The 22,666-nt window shown below is 36.9% G+C and carries 18 protein-coding genes; 17 read left to right on the top strand and 1 reads right to left on the bottom strand.

What is annotated here, in order from left to right:
- The first annotated feature begins 7 nt into the window (after positions 1-7).
- The 10 genes from mutM (at position 8) to KJS44_RS08460 (ending at position 14,952) form a co-directional block, all read left to right on the top strand.
- Positions 8-838 (top strand): DNA-formamidopyrimidine glycosylase, encoded by an 831-nt coding sequence (gene mutM, locus KJS44_RS08505; protein ID WP_008687938.1) that lies wholly within the window; start codon positions 8-10, stop codon positions 836-838.
- Complete coding sequence (coaE, locus tag KJS44_RS08500; protein WP_008687939.1) at positions 835-1,422, top strand: dephospho-CoA kinase; 588 nt, start codon at positions 835-837, stop codon at positions 1,420-1,422. Before mutM ends, coaE begins: the two co-directional genes overlap by 4 nt.
- 13 nt (positions 1,423-1,435) lie before the next feature.
- On the top strand, positions 1,436-2,617 hold the full coding sequence (locus KJS44_RS08495; protein ID WP_008978542.1) for a DnaD domain protein: 1,182 nt from the start codon (positions 1,436-1,438) through the stop codon (positions 2,615-2,617).
- The gene (locus tag KJS44_RS08490) at positions 2,617-3,534 is read left to right on the top strand and encodes an ATP-binding protein (protein WP_008687941.1); all 918 of its coding nucleotides are present in this window, start codon (positions 2,617-2,619) and stop codon (positions 3,532-3,534) included. Before KJS44_RS08495 ends, KJS44_RS08490 begins: the two co-directional genes overlap by 1 nt.
- 58 nt (positions 3,535-3,592) lie before the next feature.
- Positions 3,593-4,555 (top strand): 6-phosphofructokinase, encoded by a 963-nt coding sequence (gene pfkA / locus KJS44_RS08485; protein WP_008687942.1) that lies wholly within the window; start codon positions 3,593-3,595, stop codon positions 4,553-4,555.
- A 41-nt stretch (positions 4,556-4,596) separates the two neighbouring features.
- Positions 4,597-6,018, top strand: a complete 1,422-nt coding sequence (gene pyk / locus KJS44_RS08480; RefSeq protein WP_008687943.1) for a pyruvate kinase — start codon at positions 4,597-4,599, stop codon at positions 6,016-6,018.
- A 214-nt stretch (positions 6,019-6,232) separates the two neighbouring features.
- The gene (locus tag KJS44_RS08475) at positions 6,233-7,222 is read left to right on the top strand and encodes a hypothetical protein (RefSeq protein ID WP_008687947.1); all 990 of its coding nucleotides are present in this window, start codon (positions 6,233-6,235) and stop codon (positions 7,220-7,222) included.
- A 186-nt stretch (positions 7,223-7,408) separates the two neighbouring features.
- Positions 7,409-12,742, top strand: coding sequence for a SpaA isopeptide-forming pilin-related protein (locus KJS44_RS08470; RefSeq protein WP_008687948.1), 5,334 nt, complete (start codon positions 7,409-7,411; stop codon positions 12,740-12,742).
- Between the two features lie 61 nt (positions 12,743-12,803).
- On the top strand, positions 12,804-13,709 hold the full coding sequence (locus KJS44_RS08465; protein ID WP_008687949.1) for an ROK family protein: 906 nt from the start codon (positions 12,804-12,806) through the stop codon (positions 13,707-13,709).
- A 4-nt stretch (positions 13,710-13,713) separates the two neighbouring features.
- Positions 13,714-14,952: an aminopeptidase gene (locus KJS44_RS08460; protein ID WP_008687950.1), complete on the top strand. Its 1,239-nt coding sequence runs from the start codon at positions 13,714-13,716 to the stop codon at positions 14,950-14,952.
- Positions 14,953-14,987: 35 nt separating this feature from the next.
- Here KJS44_RS08460 and KJS44_RS08455 read toward each other — a convergent pair whose 3' ends face one another.
- A complete protein-coding gene (locus tag KJS44_RS08455; RefSeq protein ID WP_008687951.1) occupies positions 14,988-15,614 on the bottom strand; it encodes a recombinase family protein in 627 nt (208 codons plus the stop codon).
- A gap of 646 nt (positions 15,615-16,260) precedes the next feature.
- Between KJS44_RS08455 and KJS44_RS08450 the strand changes: the two genes are divergently transcribed.
- The 7 genes from KJS44_RS08450 to KJS44_RS08420 all read left to right on the top strand — a co-directional run bounded on the left by KJS44_RS08450 (position 16,261) and on the right by KJS44_RS08420 (position 22,666).
- On the top strand, positions 16,261-16,767 hold the full coding sequence (locus KJS44_RS08450; RefSeq protein WP_008687952.1) for a GNAT family N-acetyltransferase: 507 nt from the start codon (positions 16,261-16,263) through the stop codon (positions 16,765-16,767).
- Between the two features lie 4 nt (positions 16,768-16,771).
- On the top strand, positions 16,772-18,505 hold the full coding sequence (thrS, locus tag KJS44_RS08445) for a threonine--tRNA ligase (protein WP_008687954.1): 1,734 nt from the start codon (positions 16,772-16,774) through the stop codon (positions 18,503-18,505).
- A complete protein-coding gene (locus KJS44_RS08440; RefSeq protein ID WP_008687955.1) occupies positions 18,502-19,440 on the top strand; it encodes a hypothetical protein in 939 nt (312 codons plus the stop codon). Before thrS ends, KJS44_RS08440 begins: the two co-directional genes overlap by 4 nt.
- A gap of 15 nt (positions 19,441-19,455) precedes the next feature.
- Positions 19,456-19,845, top strand: coding sequence for a NifB/NifX family molybdenum-iron cluster-binding protein (locus tag KJS44_RS08435; protein ID WP_008687957.1), 390 nt, complete (start codon positions 19,456-19,458; stop codon positions 19,843-19,845).
- Positions 19,846-20,132: 287 nt separating this feature from the next.
- Positions 20,133-20,399, top strand: coding sequence for a molecular chaperone GroES (locus KJS44_RS08430; protein WP_008687959.1), 267 nt, complete (start codon positions 20,133-20,135; stop codon positions 20,397-20,399).
- Positions 20,400-20,426: 27 nt separating this feature from the next.
- Positions 20,427-22,046, top strand: a complete 1,620-nt coding sequence (gene groL / locus KJS44_RS08425; protein ID WP_008687962.1) for a chaperonin GroEL — start codon at positions 20,427-20,429, stop codon at positions 22,044-22,046.
- A gap of 215 nt (positions 22,047-22,261) precedes the next feature.
- The gene (locus KJS44_RS08420; protein ID WP_008687963.1) at positions 22,262-22,666 is read left to right on the top strand and encodes a cell division protein SepF; all 405 of its coding nucleotides are present in this window, start codon (positions 22,262-22,264) and stop codon (positions 22,664-22,666) included.

The following is a 22,666-nucleotide window of genomic DNA, read 5'->3' as shown; positions in this document are numbered from 1 at the left end:
TGAAGATATGCCAGAATTACCTGAGGTAGAAACTGTAGTCAGGACCTTAGAACATCAACTGGGCAATGTGACGATCAAGGATTGTCATGTATTATGGGATAACATTATTGCTTATCCTACACCCCAAACGTTCTGTGCACAGATCAAAGGCAAAACGATTCAGCATTATGAACGTTATGGTAAGTATTTATTATTTGATTTAGGTTCCATGATGTGGATTGCCCATATGCGCATGGAAGGGAAGTTTTATATTCAAAAAAGTGATGAGCCTTATGATAAGCATGTGCATGTGCTGTTTGATTTACAGGATGGCAGACAATTGCGCTATCATGATACTCGCAAATTCGGCAAAATGTATTTATATGAGAAACGTAAGGATATCCATCAGTATCCATGCTTTCAAAATATTGGCTTAGATGCCTTTGATGAACGTTTAACACCCACTTATTTATATCATGCATTACATAAACGAAAGATCGTATTAAAAGCTGCTCTACTGGATCAAAGCGTAATTGCAGGAATTGGTAATATTTATGCTGATGAAATTTGCTTTGCACTAGGTATGCATCCAGAAACTAAGATTTATCATTTACGAAAAAAAGATTTTGAACGGCTGTTGCAGGAAACGAGAAGAATCTTACAGGGGGCTATTCGTTATGGAGGTACGACAATACGTTCTTACACCTCAAGTCTTGGCGTGGATGGAAGGTTTCAATTGAAATTAAAAGTACATGCGAAAAAAGGAGAGAAATGCCCGGTATGTCAAGGAGAAATCAAAAAAATAACAGTAGCGACCAGAGGTACCTGTTATTGTCCGACATGCCAGCGAAAACGATGAAAAAAATAGGTTTGACCGGAGTGATGGGAGCTGGTAAATCCAGTGTGATCGCAATATTAAAAGAAAAAGGTATTACCGTTTTAGATTGTGATGCTATCAATGCGAAGCTCCTTGAAAAAGGAGAAGAAGGTTATCTTAAGCTAATAGCGACTTTTGGTAATCAATTGCTAGATGAGCATGAAGAGCTTGATAAACAGCTCATGAGTGATTTAATTTTTAAAGATCCTTTACATAAACAACAGGCTGAAGCCATCTTGCATCCCTTGATCAAAGCCAAAATTGAGCAGGAACTCTTATTACATGCGGATGAGAAAATCGTTGTTGTTGAAGTACCATTGCTATTTGAAGTAGGTTGGGAAGCCTTTTTTGATGCTGTATGGGTCGTGGCTTGTGAAAACTCGCTTTTATTAGAACGTTTGATGAAGTATCGTCATATATCACAAGCAGAGGCGAAGCGACGCTTAGCACATCAAATGTCGCAAGAAGCTAAGATAGCGAAAGCGGATGTTGTTTTGTATAATAATTCGAATAAAGAAAATCTGGAAAGGCAGATTTGTGATATACTGAAAGTAATTAGGAGGTGATGCTGTGGGGGCTATGACGAAATGCCGCATTGAAGTCATCGGCGAAATGACACAGGAACGCCATGCTGCGTTTGTCATGCTGTATTATCCTTTGATTGGTCAAGATGCAGCGATACTTTATAGCACCATGGTTGCCATTGGCACAAGAAACCAAAAAATACGCAATCATCTCTTGATAGAAAAAATCAGTGGTCTCAGCAAAGAGGTCATTGAGAAAAATCGCCATATTTTGGAACAATATCTGTTAGTAAAAACGTATTATCGTGCTGTTGATGATCAATATGTTTATCAGGTATTCATGCCAAAAGAAGGTAATACATTCTTACGACATGAGGTGTTTGGCCGTTTATATCTTAAACAAATGGGAAAACAGGTATATGAATTCAATAAACTGTGCTTTGCTCATGATTTGGAAGATAAGGAAGAATATCAGGAAATCACCATGCCTTTTGAAAATATCATTAAAGATCAGTGGAAAGACAGTGAAGAAGAGAATTTTCAGAAATTAAAGCCAGATGAGGATGATATGCAGCGGATGAGCGATATTCCATTAAGTTTCAATTATGATCGCTTTTTAACAGGATATTCAAAAACACTGTTTCCGCTTACCTGTCGCAATCAAAAAAATCTTCGCTTAATTGGAGAATTGGCCACTATTCATGGTATTTCAGAAATGGATATGCGAAAATATGTATCGCAAAGTATGAATTTAAAAGATAATACATTAAATGCCGAACTATTGAAACGTAAGGTGCGCAATGCCAAACGCAGTGTTATGGTTGATCTTGATGTGAAAAATCCATATGCTTTACCACCGGTGCGCTTTTTACAAAGTAAGCAGCATGGGATTGAAGTTAGCCGCAGTGATGCCTATTTGATAGAAACGCTAATCACTGATTTTAAGATGAAACCAGAAGTTGTAAATGTATTGATTGAATATGTATTGGAAAAAACAAATCAGCGTTTCAGTAAGTCATATGTTGAAAAAATCGCTAGTGTTTGGGTACGTTTAAACATTGATACGAGTGAAAAAGCATTAGCACATATTAAGGAAGAAGAACAAAAACCAATTAAAACAAAGAAGAAGGAACTGCCGGAATGGTTTCAACAAGAGGATGAAGGCAGTGAAAAGGCTAACAAGACGGTAGATGATAAAGAATTAGAAGAGATGATGGAGCGACTGCGAGGTGAATAATGATGGAACCTGTGGAGTTTTCCTTCACATTAAGTGAAGAACAAAAAAAAGCAAAACAAAAGCGTGTGGCTGCTCTTATAAAGCAACCACAGATTAAACAATGGCTGAAACAGTATGATCAAACTGCTGCTTTTGTCGAAGCACATAGTGGAAGATTTCAAGATTATTGCGATGTAATGAAGAAATGTGAGCATTGCCAGGGCATAAGCTTTTGTCGTCAACCGATGACAGGAACACGTATGGAGTTACGCTATGATGGTATCTTACAAAATGTACTGGTGCCTTGTCATTATCAAATCGAACAACAAAAGTTATATGCGCATGAAAAACAATATCGCCAATGTGATATGCCACAATCCTATTTATGTGTGGATCTGGCAAAACTGGATCTAAAAGAAGAAAGCGGTGAATATAAAGGCGTTGTCATGCAGGTATTGCAGACCATCATGGATGAAGATAGCTCAAAAGGGTTATACTTATGGGGGAAACCGGGAGCAGGGAAAAGCTATTTAGCCGCCGGTATGTGTAATTATTTTGCGAAAAAAAAGCGTAGTGTATCTTTTGTCAATGTACCAAAGCTCATATCTGATTTAAAAATGATGTTTCAAGAACCGCTAGCTATGGAAGCAAAACTGGCTAGTATACGGCATGTAGATGTTTTAGTTTTGGATGATATTGGTGGAGAAAGTGTTACCTCATGGAGTCGTGATGATATCCTATTGCCTATCTTAGATGGGCGTATGGAAGGTAAGAAATTAACAATTTTTACAAGTAATTATCGGATGCAGGAATTAAAGGAAAAATGGGCACTGGGTAATGGAAAACAGATGGAGCCAATGGCTGCAGAACGGCTTTTAGAGCGAATTTCTACATTATCAACTGAAATTTTTGTAAAAGGTAATTCAAGAAGGAAATAAATGCTAGTAAAAATTGTAAGAAAATGGTATCATAATAACCGTGAATGGAGGAATTTTTATGGTAAAACGCATAGGTGTTTTAACTTCTGGTGGAGATGCACCGGGAATGAACGCAGCAATTCGCGCCGTCACAAGAGTTGCACTGAACAGTGGAATCGAAGTCTTTGGTATCTATGATGGATACAAGGGTATGGTAGAGGGATATATTGAACCTTTAACAAAAGCCAGTGTCGGTGAGATCATCGATCGCGGCGGAACGATTCTAGGCTCTGCTAGATTGCCGGAATTTAAAGATCCGGATGTACGCGAAAAAGCAGTGCAGCAGCTGAAAAAACGTGGAATAGAAGCAATCGTTGTTATCGGTGGTGATGGTTCCTATCGTGGTGCTTTAGCACTGACTGAAATGGGTATTAATTGTATCGGTTTACCTGGCACAATTGATAATGACATCACTTGTACGGACTTTACGATTGGTTTTGATACAGCCTTAACGACAATAGTTGAAGCAGTCGATAAATTGCGAGACACATCAAGCTCTCATCATCGATGCTCCATTGTTGAAGTCATGGGAAACCGCTGTGGTGATTTGGCCATTTGGTCAGGCATTGCGTGCGGTGCTGAAATCGTTATTACATCTTCAACCGGCTTTGAGGAAGGCGAAGTGCTGGAGAGATTGCGTGATTTAGATTTGATCAAAAAGAAACGTCATGCAATTGTTGTGATTTCAGAAAAAATTACCGATGTTCACCAATTTGCCAAGAAGGTAAGTTTAAATACCGGGTTTTCCGGCAGAGCCACCGTGTTAGGCCACGTACAGCGTGGAGGATCACCAACACCGACGGATCGTGTGTTAGCGAGCCGTATGGGTGAAAAAGCAGTTGATTTGCTGATGCAGGGTATTGGAGGACAATGTGTCAGCATTAAAGACAATCAGATTATTGCAGTTCCTATTGAAGAGGCATTGAATACGCCAAGAGAATCACGTAAGAAGTTGCAGAATCTGTTTGAGCGTCTGGTATAGCATATAAAAGGTAAATAGGTTATTAGGAAAGGAAACAGTTTATGATTGAAAACAGAAAAACTAAAATTATTTGTACGATCGGGCCAGCATCCGAAAGCAAAGAAATGATGACGAAGCTGGTTGAAAACGGTATGAATATCATCCGTTTGAACTTCTCTCACGGGGATTATGAAGAACATGGTAACCGTATCAAAAACATTCGCGAAGTTGTTAAAGAAACAGGAAAGAATGTTGCAATCTTATTAGATACAAAAGGACCAGAGGTTCGTTTAGGTGACTTTGAAAATGGATCTGAAACGTATGAAACAGGAGAAATTATTACCATCGTACGTGAAAAAATGTTGGGAACACATGAAAAATTCCACATTCAATGTCCAGAAGTATTTAACGATGTAGAAGTGAATGGAACGATTTTAATTGATGATGGTAAATGCCGTCTGACAATTCTTGAAAAAAGAGAAGGCGAATTAAAATGCCGTATCGAGAATCCACATACATTGAAAAGCAGAAAAGGCTGTAACTTGCCAGGAGTGCGTTTAAGCATGCCGTTTATTTCTGCAAAAGATGATGCTGATATCCGTTTCGGATGTAAAATGGGTGTTGACTATATCGCTGCATCTTTTACTAGACGTAAAGAAGATGTGTTGGCAATCCGTAAAATTCTTCGTGAAGAAGGAAAACCAGATATTCAGATTATTCCAAAAATCGAGAATCAAGAAGGTTTCGATAATTTAAGAGAAATCTTAGATGTTGCGGATGGTGTTATGGTTGCCAGAGGTGACTTAGGTGTTGATGTTTCATTGGAATTAGTACCAATTTATCAGAAACAGATTATTAAAACGGCAAATGAAATGGGAAAACCAGTTGTTACAGCAACACATATGTTAGAAAGTATGCAAGGAAATCCACGCCCTACACGTGCAGAAGCAAGTGATGTTGCCAATGCTGTGTTAGATGGAACAGATGCAATTATGCTGAGTGGTGAATCAGCTGCCGGCGCTTATCCAATTGAAGCTGTACAGACGATGGATCGCATTGCTAAGGTGATGGAACCAACGTTACCATATCGTGAACGTTTAAAAGCAAGTATTAAAACTTCACAGCGTACAAAAAATGATGCAATCGCTATTTCTGTAGCAGATACAGCTATGGCATTGGATGTTGCTGCGGTAATTGCTTTTACACAGAGTGGTACAACGGCACGCCGTATTTCTAAATTCCGTCCGGAGGCACCAGTAATTGCTGTTACTTTCGATGAAAAGACACAACGTTCATTAGCTATGAACTGGGGTGTTACAACTGTTCTTTCTGAAATTGCAAATAATCAGAACAATGAATGTGAACTGGCACGTGCAATTGCTAAAGAACATGGAATCAAAGTTGGCGAAACAATTATTATAGTTGCGGGATATCCTGTTGGAAATGGTGCAACAAATACCATGAAGATTATTGAAGTAAAATAAATTGACTTCTAGACATGCATAATTCGTGTGTGTCTTTTTTTTGCGAGTTTTTTGCCAGTGAATTGCAAGTTTTCTGCACATCTTTCCATGTTACAATGATAATGTCAAAAAGTGTTCAGGCTGAGTCATGAAGATTTTATAAGAATTTTATTATGGAAATTATATTATAGAAAAGTAAGGAAATATGATATAGTGATGGTATAGGAGGGAGAATATGAAAAAGTTGAGATATCTTTTCATTTTATGTGTGTTCTGTATTGGCTGTACACCAGAGCTTGATGTAACGATAAATGACAACATCGTTATTGAGTATGGTCATGCGATTCATAAGAATGTTTTGATTGATGCTAAGAAATCGAACAAGAATGTGAGCGTTTCTAAGATTGAGGATCTAGATATTAATAAAATAGGACGACAAGAAGTGAAAGTTACATTTACAGATGGAAGCAGAACTCTTGAAAAACAAATGGTGATAGATGTTGAGGATACCGCATATCCAATCATAAAGTTTAAGAAAAAAGTTGTTACTCTAAATGCAGGCGAGAAATACGATGTTAGAAATAATATAAAAACTGTAAAAGATCCTGTAGATGGTGATTTAGCATATAGTGATAAGAAAACTGAAAAGAATGGTTATTATATAGATAGCGGCAAACTGAACACAAAAAAAGCAGGAACCTATGAAGTGATGGTATTTGCAAAAGATGTAAATGGTAATGAAGCAAAAGAAAGCTTCAAAGTTGTGGTAAAGAAAAAGAAGGTTGTGAGACCTGTAAGTGAACCTACAAATAATGGAGTTAGCAATTCTAATACATCGAATGTTTCGGGACAGTCTAATAACAACAACACCAATATTACAAACAATACGAATAAATCTAATGAATCAAATAGCACAAATAAGGCACCTGCTAAGAATGATACGTCTTCTTCAGGAAATAAAACGGATAAACCTTCCGGTAATAAGAAAGATGATGGGAAATTATGTCCGTTAGGAAAAGATCCTTACAAACCTTGTAATGCGATTTTGAATTATAAAGGAGGTTATGGTGTTTATCCAACGATAGAAGCTGCAATGGATGATGGCGAAAGACTGGCATTAGATAGGAAAAGTCCATACTGGATGAAGGGTTTTACTGCCGGTCCTTTATTTAATAATATAAATCATGTCCAAGCTTATACAATCTTTTGGGATATGGAACATTAAACTTAGAAAAATAAATTAAAATATTATGTATATGTAAAGAGAGCAATCGCTCTCTTTTTCTATTGCTGCAAGGAGGAAAATAAATAACATGTACTATTTTAGGATGAAACCACCATAGCCCGGCATTGCTGGGCTTTTTGAATGAAAGAGGGTTACAGAGATAAGCAATAAAGGAGGAAATGTGAAATGGGCTTATTAGACAAATTAAAAAAATTGCCAAAACTAGCCTTGGCAGGAACGGTGTGTTTGACAACGATGTTAAATAATAGTGCCCCTATACATGCTGCAGGAAATACATCATTAAAGTATATGGATGGTTGGAGTATGGCTGGTGAAGCGTATGGACAAGGTGCTATGCTATATCGTGATGGTGAACATGTGTACTGTATTGAACCAGGGGTAGGATATCCAGAAGGAGTATCTTATGGGATACACGATATAGATAAAACTTTATCTCAAACATTAATTAAAAAGCTATCCCATATCTCTTATTATGGTTATGGCTATAGTGGTAGAACCGATAAGAAGTGGGCAGCCGCTACACAGAATTTGATTTGGGAAAAGGTCTTAGGTTATCGCCGTGACTATATTCAGGTTAGTGGTGAGAGTATGACTTCTCTTGAAAATCAGATCATGGATGATGTTAATGATTATTACACAAAACCATCATTTGATAGTAATTCTTATACTTTAGATATTGGTGAATCAATTACCTTGACTGATACAAAAGGAATTTTATCTAAATATAACGTAAAATCAAGTGATGGATTGAGCGTGACTAAGAGTGGCAACAAATTAACCATTACTGCAACTGCATCTGCGAAAGATAATTCAGAAATTATCTTATCAAATGTACCATCATCAAAACAAGGAGATTCCATTATGTATTGGGATGGTGTTGCAGGTCATCAAAAGACGGCAGTATTTTTGGTGAATGACCCTACTTTTGCATATATTGATGTAAAGGTGAATAAATATGGCTCTCTTAAACTTGCTAAAATAGATGAAGATGGGAATAAAGTAGCAGGTACCAGTTTTAAGGTATCTAAAAATGAAGATATGAGTTCTTCTGTAGGTACTTATACAACCGGAGAAGATGGAACAGTTACTGCTAATGAATTACTTCCAGGCAAATACTACATTCAAGAAACAAAAGTTCCTAATCATCTGATTTTAGATAATACAATCCATTCAGTTACTATTGAAGCTAATAAAACAGCTACTTATACAGCTACAAACAAATGGAAACAAGGCAAATTAAAATTACGGAAATTTGATAGTAAGAATGGAAAACAAATCGAAGGTGCTACTTACGGTATCTATAATGAACAAAACCAAGAATTACAGCGTTTAGTTACCAGAGCTACAGGATATGCAGAATCTGGCTATCTACGCTTTGGTAATTATTATGTGAAAGAGATTGCTTCTCCTGAAGGATATGTCTTAAATTCAACAAAATATCCTGTGACGGTTTCAGAAAATGAAGAAGTTATCACCATTAATGCAGAAGATAAACCAATTGAAGGCTATATCGAAATTAAGAAGAAAGATAGCTTGAATGGTGCATCTATCGGTGGAGCAATCTATGGCATTTATGATGCTGACGGAAAAGAAGTGCAACAATTAACGACAAAAGCTGGTACTTATGTAAGATCTAAAGCATTAACTTATGGAAGTTATACCATAAAAGAAATCGTAGCTCCAGAAGGATATGTATTGAGTACACGTACTTATAATGCCACAATCAAAACTGAAGATCAAAATAGCCAAGTCACAGTTGAAGATAAGCCGATTGAAGGATATATTCAGGTAGTGAAGAAAGATAGTAAGTCAGGTAAGACAATCGTAAAAGCACATACCGTGTTTGAAGTATATAGGGCATCTGATGACTCTTTCATTGATACCATCACTACAAATAGCGCTGGTAAGGCTAAAACGGATCTATTGCGTTATGGTGATTATTATTTGAAAGAAAAAACAGCACCTTATGGTTATGCGTACTCAGAAACCAAAATTAAGTATCAGATACGTGAAGAAGGAAAAACTTATACAGCGGAATTTGCTAATGTACGAACACCTGGAAAGATAATGATAAGTAAGGAAGATAGTAAGACAGGGAAGCAGCCATTGGGTGATGCTACTCTTGCGAATGCGATTTATGGTATCTATGCAAAAGACAATATCTTGGATCCAGCAGATGGTGAGATTCTTTATAAGCCAGATGATAAAGTGGCTACTATGACGACGGATGCAGATGGTAATGCATCAAAAGATGGTTTATATCTAGGTGCTTATTACATTAAAGAAATTACTCCAAGTAAAGGCTATACTTTAGATACTACAACATACAATGTTATTCTTGACTATGTAAATCAAAGTGAAGCAATCATTACCAAGAAACAGACTGTTTTAGAAAGAGTGAAAGCACAAGCATTTGAACTTATTAAAATATCAGATCATGGGTCTGGGGAGACTGATCTATTAGAATGTGCGGAATTTACAATCAAATTAAAAGCAGATGTAAATAAAGCTGGTTCATGGGATAAAGCACCAATTGCGAAAAATGCAGAAGGTAAAACCGTAGCTATCATGAAAACTGATCAGAAAGGCTATGCATTAAGTGATGAATTACCTTATGGAGAATATATCGTAAGAGAAACAAAGGTACCTGATGAGCATTACAGGATTGACGACTTTACGGTTATCATAAAAGAAGATAAGCGAGAACCACAAACGTGGCGTATTTTCAATGATAAGAAATTCCATGCTGTGATATCTATCATCAAACAAGATGCGCAGACACAAAAAACCATTGCTGTTTCTGGCGCAACCTTTAAGATAAAAAACTTGGATACTAATTCATATTTTGGTTATTGGGAATGGAACCCTTTCCCTCATTATGTTGATAGTTGGACAAGTGATGAAAGTGGTACGGTAATGACTGGAGATGTTTTAGAACCAGGGAATTATCAATTAGAAGAAACTAATGCTCCAAAACCTTATTTGGTAAACACGACACCCGTAAAATTTAAAGTCAGTTCCAATGTGGCGTATGAAACATTGCCAGATGGTACAACTCCTGTTATTTGCATCATCATGAAAGATATCTCGGTTAAAGGGAAAATAAGCGTAGAAAAACAAGGAGAAGTTTTGACTGATGTAAAAAAAGATGGTAAAGGAAATGTACAATTTGTATATGAAACTAGAAAGTTGCCAAATGCTCAATTTGCAATATTTGCTAAAGAAGATATTTTTGCTCCAGATAACAGCGGGACACTTTTGTATAAGAAAAACCAATTAGTGGAAAGCATTAAAACCGATAAAAACGGTATGGCGCATTCTAACTTGTTACCACTTGGAAACTACATGGTGAAAGAACAGCAGGCGCCAGAAGGATTCATACAAACCAATGAAGTACATGATGTTTCTCTACAATATGAAACCCAAGAGGTGCCTATTGTGTTTGCTTTGGCGGGTATGTTTGAGAATAAACGGCAGAAAGTTCATCTTGATGTACAAAAACTTGATAAAGATACGAAACAACCTTTAGCAAATGCAGAATTTAAACTGTATGCCATGCAAGATATCGTATCGGTAGATGGCAAAATGTTAATTCGCAAGGATGAATGTATTGAAACTGCGACGTCATCAAAAGATGGAAAAGTACCAATAATAAGTGATTTGCCGCTTTCAATGTATAAATTGAAAGAAACAAAAGCACCAATAGGGTATGTTTCTACAAATTTTGAAGAACAGATTGATGCGCATTACCAAGGACAGGATATTCCTTCGATAACATATAAAGCATTTATAGAAAATGAAATCACGGAAGTAGAAGTTGCCAAAAAAGATATTACCAATGACGAAGAAATCGAAGGTGCACAAATGATGATTTACCCAAAAGATGAACCTGGGGCAGTTTTTGCAACATGGATTTCTGGACAAGATGGTAAGGATGATAAAGGCAAGATCAAGCCACATATCGTAAAAGGATTACAACCAAATACCACCTATATTCTCCATGAAATTTCTAGTCCACATGGGTATGCTTTAGCACAAGATGTTGAATTCGAAATAAAAGATAGTGGAGATTTGCAATTCGTAGAAATGAAAGATGAACTTGTCTTAGGACAATTGGTCTGGGAAAAAACGGGTGAAATCTTTATGTCAACTGTAACTGGCCAGTGTGAATTTGGTAAGACGGAAAGTCCGGTATGGGAAACATCAAACCTATTGCATGCAGAAATTACGATATATGCTGCAGAAGACATTAAAATTGGAAATACTTTGTATTACCATAAAGATGAAAAAGTTGAAAGCTTAGAATCAGATTGGGACGAAGTTGCTAGTAAGCATTTGGTGTGTGGAGCATATTATTACATGGAAACGAAAACACCACATGGTTATGTAAAAGATGTTAGAAAGCATTATTTCATGATTGAAGACGCACAAACAACAAAGCTTCAGATTCATACATCTTCCCTATATAACGAACGTCCGCATTTTACCTTAAATATGACGAAACTTTTGGAACAACAGGAAGTTTTTAAGAATGAAGATGCTTATCTAGATGTTCTTTATGGTATATATGCTAGAGAAGATATTTATGATTACATGGGAAAGGTTGCGATACCTAATGGGACGTTATTACATACAAGTGGCATTGATAAAACAGGAAAATTAGAAAACATGATCGATTTACCTAACGGTGTTTATTATGTAAAGGAACTTAAGACCAATGCCCAATATGTACTGGATGAAAAAGAATATGATTTTGAAATCGGCTGGCATGGTGAAGATGTGGTGAATTATGTTGTACATCTGCAAGCAGAAAGCACATTAGAAAATAAACTTGCCAGAGGCAGTCTTTTGATCCATAAAGTAGATAGTGAAAATAAAAACCAAAGGATGAAAAATGTGACGTTTAGGTTATCGGATAAAAAAGATATGTCACATATCTTGAAAGAACAGGAAACAGATGAAAACGGTTATGCACATTTTGCTAATTTAGAATTAGGTATGTATTATGTACAGGAAAAAGAGCAAGTCGCCGGTTATACTTTAAACGATCATATTTATCAGGCAAAGGTTGCGAAACATGGGGATGTTTTAGAAATCCGTATTGAAAATGTACCAGTAAAGATGCGCTTTGATAAGATTGATGAGAAAGATAAAAAGCACTTAAAAGGCGCTATTTTACAAATACTAGATAAGCAAAATGGGCAAGTGATAGCGGAATGGACAAGTGATGGAACCCCTTATACTGTCATGTATCTGGAAGAAGGCAAAAACTATGTATTTCATGAGGTATATGCGCCAAAGAATTATCAAAAAGCAGACGATATCACATTTACGGCTAAACATAATAAAACAATCGTGATGAAAGATGAAAAGATAAAAGTAAAGCATAATGTTGTTACCATGGATGCTAGTTTGCGCAGGGATTTCTTGATGCTTTGCTCTATTACATCTTTATGCGTGCTCTGTATGTTGAGAAAGCGTAAGAGAAATTTAGATTAATTAGAGAAAAACCCTTTCATTTATGCTAAAATAGAACTAGCAAATGTGAAGGAGGAGTTTTATGAAAACTTATATTGGTGTCGATTTAGGAGGCACAAATGTACGAGTTGCCAAAGTCGATGAAGAAGGTAATGTTTTACAAATCGTAAAAGATTCTACAGAAATTGGTAAAGGCACAGAACATGTAATCGCGAAAATTATTTCTTTGATTGAAAGCATTGATGGTTATGATGATTGTGTCGGTATCGGTATGGGAGTGCCTGGCCCTGTAGATACAGTGAACGGTAAAATGGTATTGGCTACAAATTTGCCTGGCTTTGAAGGCTATCCAATTGCTAAACGTATTGAAGATCATTTCCATAAGCCAACCTTTGTTGATAATGATGTTAATGTTGCCGGTATGGGTGAAGCGGTTTTAGGTGCTGGTAAGGGCAAAGGAATTGTATATTATGTTACTATTTCGACAGGTATAGGTGGAGCCTTGGTTGTCGATCAGCATGTAGTTGCTGGCAAGAATGGGCATGCTGGTGAAATTGCAAATATCATCATAGATCGCAATCGTGAAAAAGTAAATTATTTGAATGTTGGTGCTGTAGAAAACGAAGCGAGCGGTACAGCGATGACAAGAAAAGGAAAAGCTGTATTCGGAATAGATGCGATTGCACATGCTGGGGATGTTTTTGATCTGGCAAGAAAAGGCAATGCAGAGGCATTAAAGTTGTGTGATGACATGGCATATGATTTAGCTATCATGTTCTCCGTGATTGCACATGTTGTGGATCCAGAAGTATTTGTTGTTGGTGGTGGCGTAATGAAAGGGAAAGATGTTTTCTTTGAAAAAATGGAAAACTATTTCCGTAATATGATCCACAAAGGGATGCAGATTGTAGAATTTAAAGAAGCCGAGTTAGAAGAGCCAGGTATCATAGGTGCTGCGATGTTGCCAAAAGCCTATGTAAAGGATTAAATATATGAACAAAGCAATCATTAAAAAATATGCAAATCTTGCAATTCGCAAAGGAGTTAATTTACAAAAAGGACAAACATTGCTTATTCAAGCAGATGTGGATGCAGTAGAAATGACACGAGCTTGTGTTGAAGAAGCATATGCAGCTGGAGCCAAAGAAGTTGTTGTATTTTATCAGGATGATATGAATCGTCGTCAGACTTATTTGCATGCTGATGAAGAAACTTTGTGCAATGTTCGAGAATGGCAAGTACATTCAAAACTGGATTATTTAAAAGAGGGTGCTTGCATCCTTCATATCATAAGTGAACTTCCTGGAGTCTTTAAGGATGTGGACGCTGCCAAAGTTGCGAAAGCACGTTTAGCTGGTGCAAAAGCTAATAAAGAAGCGCAGGCTTATACGATGATGAATAAAACGCAATGGAGTATTATCGCAGTGCCAAATAAAGCGTGGGCTATGGAAGTATTCCCGGAATTTGAAGATGCTGAAAATGAGGCAGTTGAAGAGTTATGGGAGCGTATTCTCCATGCCGTACACGTACGAGAAGATAATGATCCAATTGCAGAATGGGATGAGATGCAAAACAATTTCGTACGACGTATACAAGCACTTAATGAACATAAGTTTAAAGCGTTACATTTCACCAATTGTTTAGGAACGGACTTGACAGTTGAACTTGTGGATCATCATATTTGGGCAGGGGGAAGTGAAAAGACAGTTGCTGGTGTGATTTTTAATCCGAATATGCCTACAGAAGAAATTTTTACAATGCCCAAAAAGACAGGAGTACAGGGTAAGGTCGTAGCTAGCAAACCATTAAACTATAATGGTAATATGATTAACGGCTTCTGGATGGAATTTAAAGATGGCAAAGTAGTTGATTTTGATGCTGAAGAAGGGAAAGATACACTATCTGAGCTGATTCATTTTGATGAAGGCAGCTGTTATTTAGGTGAAGTGGCTCTCGTTCCAGATGCGTCGCCAATCTCACAAAGCGGTATATTATTCTTTAATACCTTATTTGATGAGAATGCATCGTGCCATCTCGCTCTTGGCGATGCCTATCCTATGAATGTTGAGGGAGGCATTGATATGAATGAAGAAGAATTGAATAAAGCAGGTGCGAATCATTCTATGACACATGTAGACTTCATGTTTGGTAATGATGATATGAGCATTGATGGTATAAAAGATGATGGATCTTGTGTACCAGTATTTCGCAAAGGAAACTTTGTGTTCTAAATATTTATCAAAAAAACGACAGATATGCACGCTAGCTATCTGTCGTTTTCTTTCATCCTTCTGTTTTCCTCATATTCTCTGGCTTTTTTATAAAAGGTTGAGTATTTTAAACCGGATTCTTTAATAGCATCCTTACTCATCAATTCGCCTTTTTTCCAGCGTACCATGATTTTTTCAAAATCTTTCGGTAAATCAATCTCCGGACGACCAAAACGTACCCCTCTCATTTTGGCGGCACGAATACCCTCAGCTTGACGCTGGTGAATGTTATTACGTTCATTTTCCGCAACAAAAGATAATAACTGTAATACGATATCACCAATTAAGGTGCCAATCAAATCTTTGTTTTGATCAGTGTCTAGTAACGGCATATCGAGAATTTTGATATCGACACTTTTGGTTTTGGTTATGTACTTCCATTCATTTAGGATTTCATTGTAATTTCTTCCCAGTCGGTCAATACTTTTGATTACGAGCAAATCACCAGGTTTCAGTTTTTTATAAACAAGTCTGTGATAAGCTGGACGATTAAAGTCCTTTCCACTTAACTTATCCATATAGATATATTTTTTATCAATCCCATAATCCAGCATCTCCAGGTATTGCCTTGCCTCATTTTGATCTTGGCTTGATACCCGGACATATCCATATGTTCTTCTCATAATGCACTCCTTTCTCTATTGTGAATTATACTAAATTTTGGTATTTATTGAGAATTCCAAAATTTACCATTCACATAGATGGTATTTTACCATAGTTCTATAAGTGCCACCAGTCAATCCCATAATTGGTAGGTTAGAGAAACAGTTTTCATCAAATTATGCTAACCGTTATATGTTTAGGATGTTATATCCAAAAAGGGGATATAAAATAGGAAAAACAGTTTCTGTAATTCTTACAATCTATCCATAAAATAACTAAAGGCAGTATCCTCTAACTGCGATAATTAGCAAATGGTAGAATACATATGGCTATCGCTTCAACATCTTTTTCACTAGGGAAAATGTAAGGAAAGCTTGTGTTAACATTGACAATCAGAAACTTATGGTGTATAAAAATAAGGTAGACAAACGAAGAAGAGGACATGAAGATATGTGCTTTGAAAGCAGAGAGAAAAGCGGATGGTGAAAGCTTTTACGAAGAGCCTTGTCTTTACTACCTTGGAGTTGCCCCTGAAAGGGTGTGCCGCATACCTTGCGTTATCAGGTTTGAGAGCTTCGCTTATGCGAAGAATAAAGGTGGTACCGCGTATAAGACTGACGTCCTTTGAGATGCAGTCTTTTTTCTTTTAACTGGAGGTGATGATGCATGATACTTTGTTTGGCAAACAGCACTTATGCGACAGCATTAAAACGTTATGTGGATAAGTTCCCGAAAGACAGCGTGATTTGCGGTTTGGCTTTCTTAGATACTTGCGAAGATACAAAAGCCTATTTACAAATGATGATGGACTGGCATGAAGAACGTAATCTTCCAAATGGTATCGTTGGCAGTTCTTTATATCTAGCTATGGAAGATGAAGAAATTGTTGGAGTTATCATGTTACGTCATGAACTAAATGCTTATTTAGAACGTATTGGCGGACATATCGGCTATAGTGTAGCACCAGATAAAAGAAGAAAAGGAATCGCTAAATGGATGCTTGAAGAAGTACTTGCAATAGCGAAAGCAAACTTCCACATGAATGCTTGTCTAGTGAGTTGTGAGGAAACAAACGTGGCAAGCCGTCAAACAATCTTAGCCTGTAAGGGTCATTTCATGAGAAAAGAAGTAAACGATGGAATCACATACGAGATGTATAAAATAGGAGGTTAAACGTATGATTGATATTAGAGAAAATGAACAATTAAGCATGTTGAATCATTCCTGTGCTCATATGATGGCACAGGCTGTAAAGCGTCTGTATCCACAGGCAAAATTTTGGGTAGGACCAGTTATATCAGATGGTTTTTATTATGATATTGATCTTGGTGATGATGTAATCAAAGATGAAGACCTGCCAAAAATCGAAAAGGAAATGAAGAAGATCGCCAAAGATGGAAAGCGTATTGTCCGTAAAGAAATTAGTAAAGAAGAAGCCTTAGAAATGTTTGCGGACGATCCTTATAAGATTGATCTGATTCAAGATTTGGAAGATGGAACAATTACCTGTTATCAACAAGGAGAGTTTATCGATTTATGTCGCGGGCCGCATGTAGAAACGGTTAAGCTGTTGAAAAACTTCAAACTTTTAAAACACTCCGGAGCTTATTGGAAAGGTGATGCAGAAAATAAAATGCTGCAACGTATTTATGGTGTCTGCTATCCAACAAAAGAAGAATTAGAAGAACATTTGCATATGCTGGAAGAGGCCAAAAAACGTGACCATAAAAAATTAGGACGTGAAATGGGTCTATTCATGATGAGTGAATATGCACCAGGTATGCCATTCTTTTTGCCAAATGGAATGATTATTCGTAATCTGTTAGAAAACTTCTGGTATGAAGAACATACAAAAGAAAATTATAAATTTATCAAAACACCAATCATGATGAGCAAGGAATTATGGGAAGTAAGTGGACATTGGGCAAACTATAAAGAAAATATGTATACGACAATGGTGGATGATCGCGAATTTGCAATCAAGCCAATGAATTGTCCAGGGTCCTTATTAGTGTTTAAAAATGGTCTACATTCCTATAAAGATTTGCCACTGCGCATGGGAGAATTAGGGCAGGTACATCGCCATGAAGCCAGTGGAGCTTTAAATGGGCTATTCCGTGTTCGTACTTTTACGCAAGATGATGCTCACATTTTCATGCGCCCAGATCAAATTGAAAGTGAAGTAAAGGAATTGATCAACTTCATTGATCGCGTATACTCTATCTTTGGCTTATCCTATCGTATTGAATTATCGACACGTCCGGAAAAGAAATACATTGGAGATCTGGCAATTTGGGAAAAGAGTGAAAAAGCTCTTGCTGATGCATGTGTCAGTGCCGGTAAGGATTATAAAGTCAATCCAGGAGATGGTGCTTTCTATGGGCCAAAACTTGACTTCCATATCAAAGACTCCTTAGGAAGAGAATGGCAATGTGGAACGATTCAATTGGATATGAATCTACCTGAACGCTTTGATTTAACATATGTAGAAAAGGATGGCACGAAAGTGCGACCTGTTATGCTGCATCGTGTTATATTTGGATCAATTGAACGTTTTATTGGTATTTTGATCGAGCATTATGCAGGACATTTCCCTACATGGTTGGCACCAACTCAAGTCATGGTCGTTCCGGTACATTATGAACGTCATGCGCAAGCTGCAAATGCTATAAATGAAAAATTGTTAGCGATGGGATTTAGGAGCAAATCAGATGCACGAAATGAGAAATTGGGGTATCGTATAAGAGAAGCACAGCTTGCTAAAATTCCTTATCAGCTTGTTATTGGTGATGGAGAAGTAGAAGCTAATACAGTTACGGTACGTCGTGCACAAAGTAAGGAATCTGTGACAATGCCGGTAGAAGAATTTATCGCTAAGCTGAGTGCTGAAGTGAAGGAGAAACGTTTATGAAATTATTGAAGGGATTACTGGCAGGTGTCATGGCTTTGTCTTTAAGTGCCTGTGCAAGTAATGATGACACAAAAAAAGAGGAAGCAAAAACAGAACCGATTAAGGTACTGGCGCCTTTAGGGGCAACTAGTTTATCATTGTTAGGATTATACGGTGATAAAAATGTGAGTGTTGACACCGTTGACGGTACAAGTGTCATCAGTGCAGAAATTGCTAAGGAAGATGGAGAATATGATGCTATCATCGCACCTATTAATTTAGGAGCTGCATTATTATCAAAAGGAAAAAGTCAATATAGGTTAGACAGTGTCGTAACCTGGGGTAATTTATATGTTGTTGGAACTGATGAAAAAGCTTTAACAGAAACAGGAATGTTTGCGGCTTTTGGAGAAAAAGCGGTGCCACAGAAAGTTTTTATGGCTAGCTTGGATGTGAAAAGCATAAAACCTGAAATCACTTATTTTGCTTCTGTGAATGAAGTACAACAACAATTATTAAGTAAGAAAGCAAATGTCGGGTTGATGGCTGAACCTGCTGCTACAGCAACCATTGCTAAAGCAAAAGAAAAAGGAATAACTTTAAAGGTTTTAAAAGATTTACAAAAAGAGTACCAAAATAAAAATAATACAAAGAGTGCGGGATATCCACAAGCAGCGTTATTTGTAAAAAAAGGTTCAGAGGATAAAGTAAAGAAATATATTGAAACAGCTACAACGTTTGCTAATGAAACAAGTAAAAAGGATGAAACGGCGATTAGCAAAGCAGTAGAAACGGCAACTCCAGAGAAATTAGGTATTCCAAATGCACAGATTGCGGTTAAGACATGGCCTCGTCTGAATATTAACTATGTTAAAGCGGCAACTGTAAAAGAAGATATTGCTACATTCTTAAAGCAATTTAATATTTCTATCAATGATGATGCATATACGAAATAATTTGAGGTGATGAAGATGAAATATGCAATAACTTATGAAAATCATATGGTATTCCAACACTTTGGGAAATGCCCTGCTTTTCTACTTGTTGATATAGAAGATGGCATAATTGTAAGAAAAGAACTTCTTAGCGCTAATGGGAGCGGTCATGGTGCGCTAGTTACACTGATTCAAGAAGCTGGTGTTGATGTATTAGTATGTGGTGGTATCGGTCAAGGCGCACGTGATGCGTTAGCTAAAGCTCATATAGCTTTAATTGGTGGTGCCAGTGGAAATGTTGATGAAATTGTAGAACAGTTAAAGAAGGGAACACTACAGGATGATCCCAATGGTAAATGTAACCATCATCATGAGGAAGGTAATCACGATTGTGGTAATCATGATTGTGGATCTCATACGCACTAAGCTCGCTTATATGCGAGCTTTTTTCAATTACTAGTTATCATAGCTTTGTTTTAACTTGTCGTAAAATGAAATTGATAAAGGAAGCACTCTTATCACAGCATATAAATAAAGCTTTTTACGTATAATGTGACTGTCGTTTGCAAAGCTGCTTAATGTTTATAAATCACCAGCTAAAAAAATATGAACTTTTTTTAGCATTCCTATTGCCAAAGTGCTAAAAGTGAGTATAATATAGGGTGTTAGCAGTTATGAACTGCGAGTGCTAAAACTTAAAGGAGGAATCTTAGATGTTAAAGCCATTACACAAAAACGTGATTTTAAAGAAGGAAAAAGCCGAAAAGGAAACAAAAACGGCAAGTGGAATTATCCTGACAGATAACAGTAAAAACAAACCAAGTTATGCTACTGTAGTAGCGATTGGACCAGAAAGTGAAGCAGAAATTAAAGTTGATGATAAGGTTGTATACAAAGAATATTCTGGTACAGATGTGAAATTAGATGAAGAAGAATTCATCATCGTAGAAGATGAAGATATTTTAGCAGTCATTGCGTAAGATAAAAACAAACAGGAGGTAATGAACATGGCAAAAGAAGTACGTTTTTCAAAAGATGCAAGAAATGCAATGTTAGCAGGTGTGAATACACTGGCTGATGCAGTACGTGTAACTTTAGGTCCTAAAGGACGTAATGTCGTTTTAGAAAAAGAATTTGGATCACCATTAATCACAAATGACGGTGTTTCTATTGCAAAAGAAATTGAATTAGAAGATAAGTTTGAAAATATGGGTGCGAAATTAGTTTATGAAGTAGCCAATAAAACAAACGATACTGCTGGTGATGGTACAACAACAGCAACCATCTTAGCACAAAGCATGATTAGCAACGGTTTGCGTCAGGTAGAAAAAGGTGCAAATCCTGTATTAATGCGTGAAGGTATTGAATATGCTAGCAAGGAAGTGGCAAATCATATTCTAGATAAGAGTCGTAAAATAGAAACAAACAGTGATATTGCCAGTGTTGCGGCTATTTCCAGCGGCAGTAAAGAAGTTGGTGAAATCATTGCTAAAGCAATGGATAAAGTTGGCCGTAATGGTGTTATCTCTGTTGATGAATCTAATGGATTTGATACAGAATTAGAAATCAGTGAAGGTATGCAGTACGATAAAGGATACGTTTCTCCATATATGGTAAGTGATCATGAGAAAATGGAAGCAGTCTTAGAAAATGCTTTTGTTATGGTAACTGACCAGAAAATCAATAATGTGCAAGAAGTGCTTCCAGTATTAGAACAGGTAGTGCAGTCCAATAAACCATTGTTGATCATTGCAGATGATGTTGAAAATGAAGTAACTTCTACTTTGGTTGTCAATAAACTGCGTGGTACATTTAATGTAGTTGCTACGAAAGCTCCTGGTTTTGGTGATAATCAGAAAGAAATTTTGAAAGATATTGCAGTGTTAACAGGTGCTACATTCTATTCAAAAGATTTGAACATGGAATTAAAAGACATGAAATTGGAAGAATTAGGTAGCGTGAAGAAAGCAGTTATTACAAAAGATAATACAACAATGATTGGCGGAAATGGCAATAAAGATGAAATTACAGCTCGTATTGCTGAAGTACGCGCACAGATGGAAAACTGTAAGAGCGATTATGATAAAAAACGCTATGCAGAACGTTTAGGTAAGTTAAGCGATGGCGTTGCTATCATTAAGGTTGGTGCAACTACAGAAAGTGAACTGAAAGAAAAGAAACTGCGTATTGAAGATGCATTGAACGCAACGCGTGCTGCTGTTGCAGAAGGTATCGTAATTGGCGGTGGTGCTGCTTTGGTTGAAGCTTATGTGGCTTTAAAAGATCAGTTGAAATCAGATATCGTCGATGTACAGAAAGGTATTAAGGTAGTCATGGATGCGTTATTAGCACCTATTGCACAGATTGCCGAAAATGCTGGTTATAACGCTGAAGAAATCGTCGAACACCAGAAAGGTGCTGAGGCGAATATGGGCTTTGATGCAAAATACGGCAAGTGGGTGAATATGTTTGAAGAAGGTATTATTGACCCAACAAAAGTAACAAGAAGTGCATTGTTGAATGCTGCAAGTATTTCTGCATTATTCTTAACAACAGAGGCAGGCGTTGCTGCTATCAAAGAAAAAGAAGCGCCTATGCCACCAATGCCACAAGGCGGAATGTATTAATATTAAAGAGCAGCTGCTATCCTGCAGCTGCTTTTCTTAAATACCCTAAGTTTATAGTAAGCTTTTTTAGGTGCTTTAAGTTCTGTCTGTAGAAATTTGTCAATGAATGACGAAAATGAGATTCCAATTATGAAGAATCACTTAAATTACACAAAAAACTTTTTCTTAATGCACATTTGTGCTAAAATATAAGTAATGTATAGGAGGTATGCTACATGAGCATCGGTCAGAAATTCAAAGAGTTTATTGCACCAATGGATGAAGATGATGTTTTGGAAGTGGAACAGGAAGAAGAAAGTCCTTCTCTTTCCGAATATGAACAGCCAAAATCCAAAGCTATAAATCGTTTGCCTGGCGACACAAAAATGGTATTGTTTGAACCTCGTTCATTTGATGAGGCAGAAGAAGTCGCTAAACGTTTAAAAGAGAATAAAGCAGCGGTCGTTAACTTACATAAACTGCAAAGAGATTATGCACAAAGAACCATCGATTTCTTAACAGGTGTTATTTTCGCACTGGATGGAACCATTCAAAAGATTGGACATAATGTTATTCTGTGTGCTCCAAGAAATGTTGCTGTTCACGGAGAAATTAATCTGGATGCCAGTGAAGAGGACTAG

Source organism: Longicatena caecimuris (genome assembly GCF_018406465.1).
Taxonomy (GTDB): Bacteria; Bacillota_I; Bacilli_A; order Erysipelotrichales; family Erysipelotrichaceae; genus Longicatena; species Longicatena caecimuris.
This window is presented reverse-complemented; position numbering and strand designations above follow the sequence as displayed.

Coding starts and splice junctions, on each gene's coding strand:
- KJS44_RS08420 (WP_008687963.1), top strand. CDS start 22,262: ATGAGCATCGGTCAGAAATTCAAAGAGTTTATTGCACCAATGGATGAA.
- KJS44_RS08440 (WP_008687955.1), top strand. CDS start 18,502: ATGAAATTATTGAAGGGATTACTGGCAGGTGTCATGGCTTTGTCTTTA.
- groL (WP_008687962.1), top strand. CDS start 20,427: ATGGCAAAAGAAGTACGTTTTTCAAAAGATGCAAGAAATGCAATGTTA.
- thrS (WP_008687954.1), top strand. CDS start 16,772: ATGATTGATATTAGAGAAAATGAACAATTAAGCATGTTGAATCATTCC.
- KJS44_RS08435 (WP_008687957.1), top strand. CDS start 19,456: ATGAAATATGCAATAACTTATGAAAATCATATGGTATTCCAACACTTT.
- KJS44_RS08455 (WP_008687951.1), bottom strand. CDS start 15,614: ATGAGAAGAACATATGGATATGTCCGGGTATCAAGCCAAGATCAAAAT.
- KJS44_RS08465 (WP_008687949.1), top strand. CDS start 12,804: ATGAAAACTTATATTGGTGTCGATTTAGGAGGCACAAATGTACGAGTT.
- KJS44_RS08475 (WP_008687947.1), top strand. CDS start 6,233: ATGAAAAAGTTGAGATATCTTTTCATTTTATGTGTGTTCTGTATTGGC.
- pyk (WP_008687943.1), top strand. CDS start 4,597: ATGATTGAAAACAGAAAAACTAAAATTATTTGTACGATCGGGCCAGCA.
- KJS44_RS08460 (WP_008687950.1), top strand. CDS start 13,714: ATGAACAAAGCAATCATTAAAAAATATGCAAATCTTGCAATTCGCAAA.
- KJS44_RS08450 (WP_008687952.1), top strand. CDS start 16,261: ATGATACTTTGTTTGGCAAACAGCACTTATGCGACAGCATTAAAACGT.
- KJS44_RS08490 (WP_008687941.1), top strand. CDS start 2,617: ATGATGGAACCTGTGGAGTTTTCCTTCACATTAAGTGAAGAACAAAAA.
- pfkA (WP_008687942.1), top strand. CDS start 3,593: ATGGTAAAACGCATAGGTGTTTTAACTTCTGGTGGAGATGCACCGGGA.
- KJS44_RS08430 (WP_008687959.1), top strand. CDS start 20,133: ATGTTAAAGCCATTACACAAAAACGTGATTTTAAAGAAGGAAAAAGCC.
- mutM (WP_008687938.1), top strand. CDS start 8: ATGCCAGAATTACCTGAGGTAGAAACTGTAGTCAGGACCTTAGAACAT.
- KJS44_RS08495 (WP_008978542.1), top strand. CDS start 1,436: ATGACGAAATGCCGCATTGAAGTCATCGGCGAAATGACACAGGAACGC.
- coaE (WP_008687939.1), top strand. CDS start 835: ATGAAAAAAATAGGTTTGACCGGAGTGATGGGAGCTGGTAAATCCAGT.
- KJS44_RS08470 (WP_008687948.1), top strand. CDS start 7,409: ATGGGCTTATTAGACAAATTAAAAAAATTGCCAAAACTAGCCTTGGCA.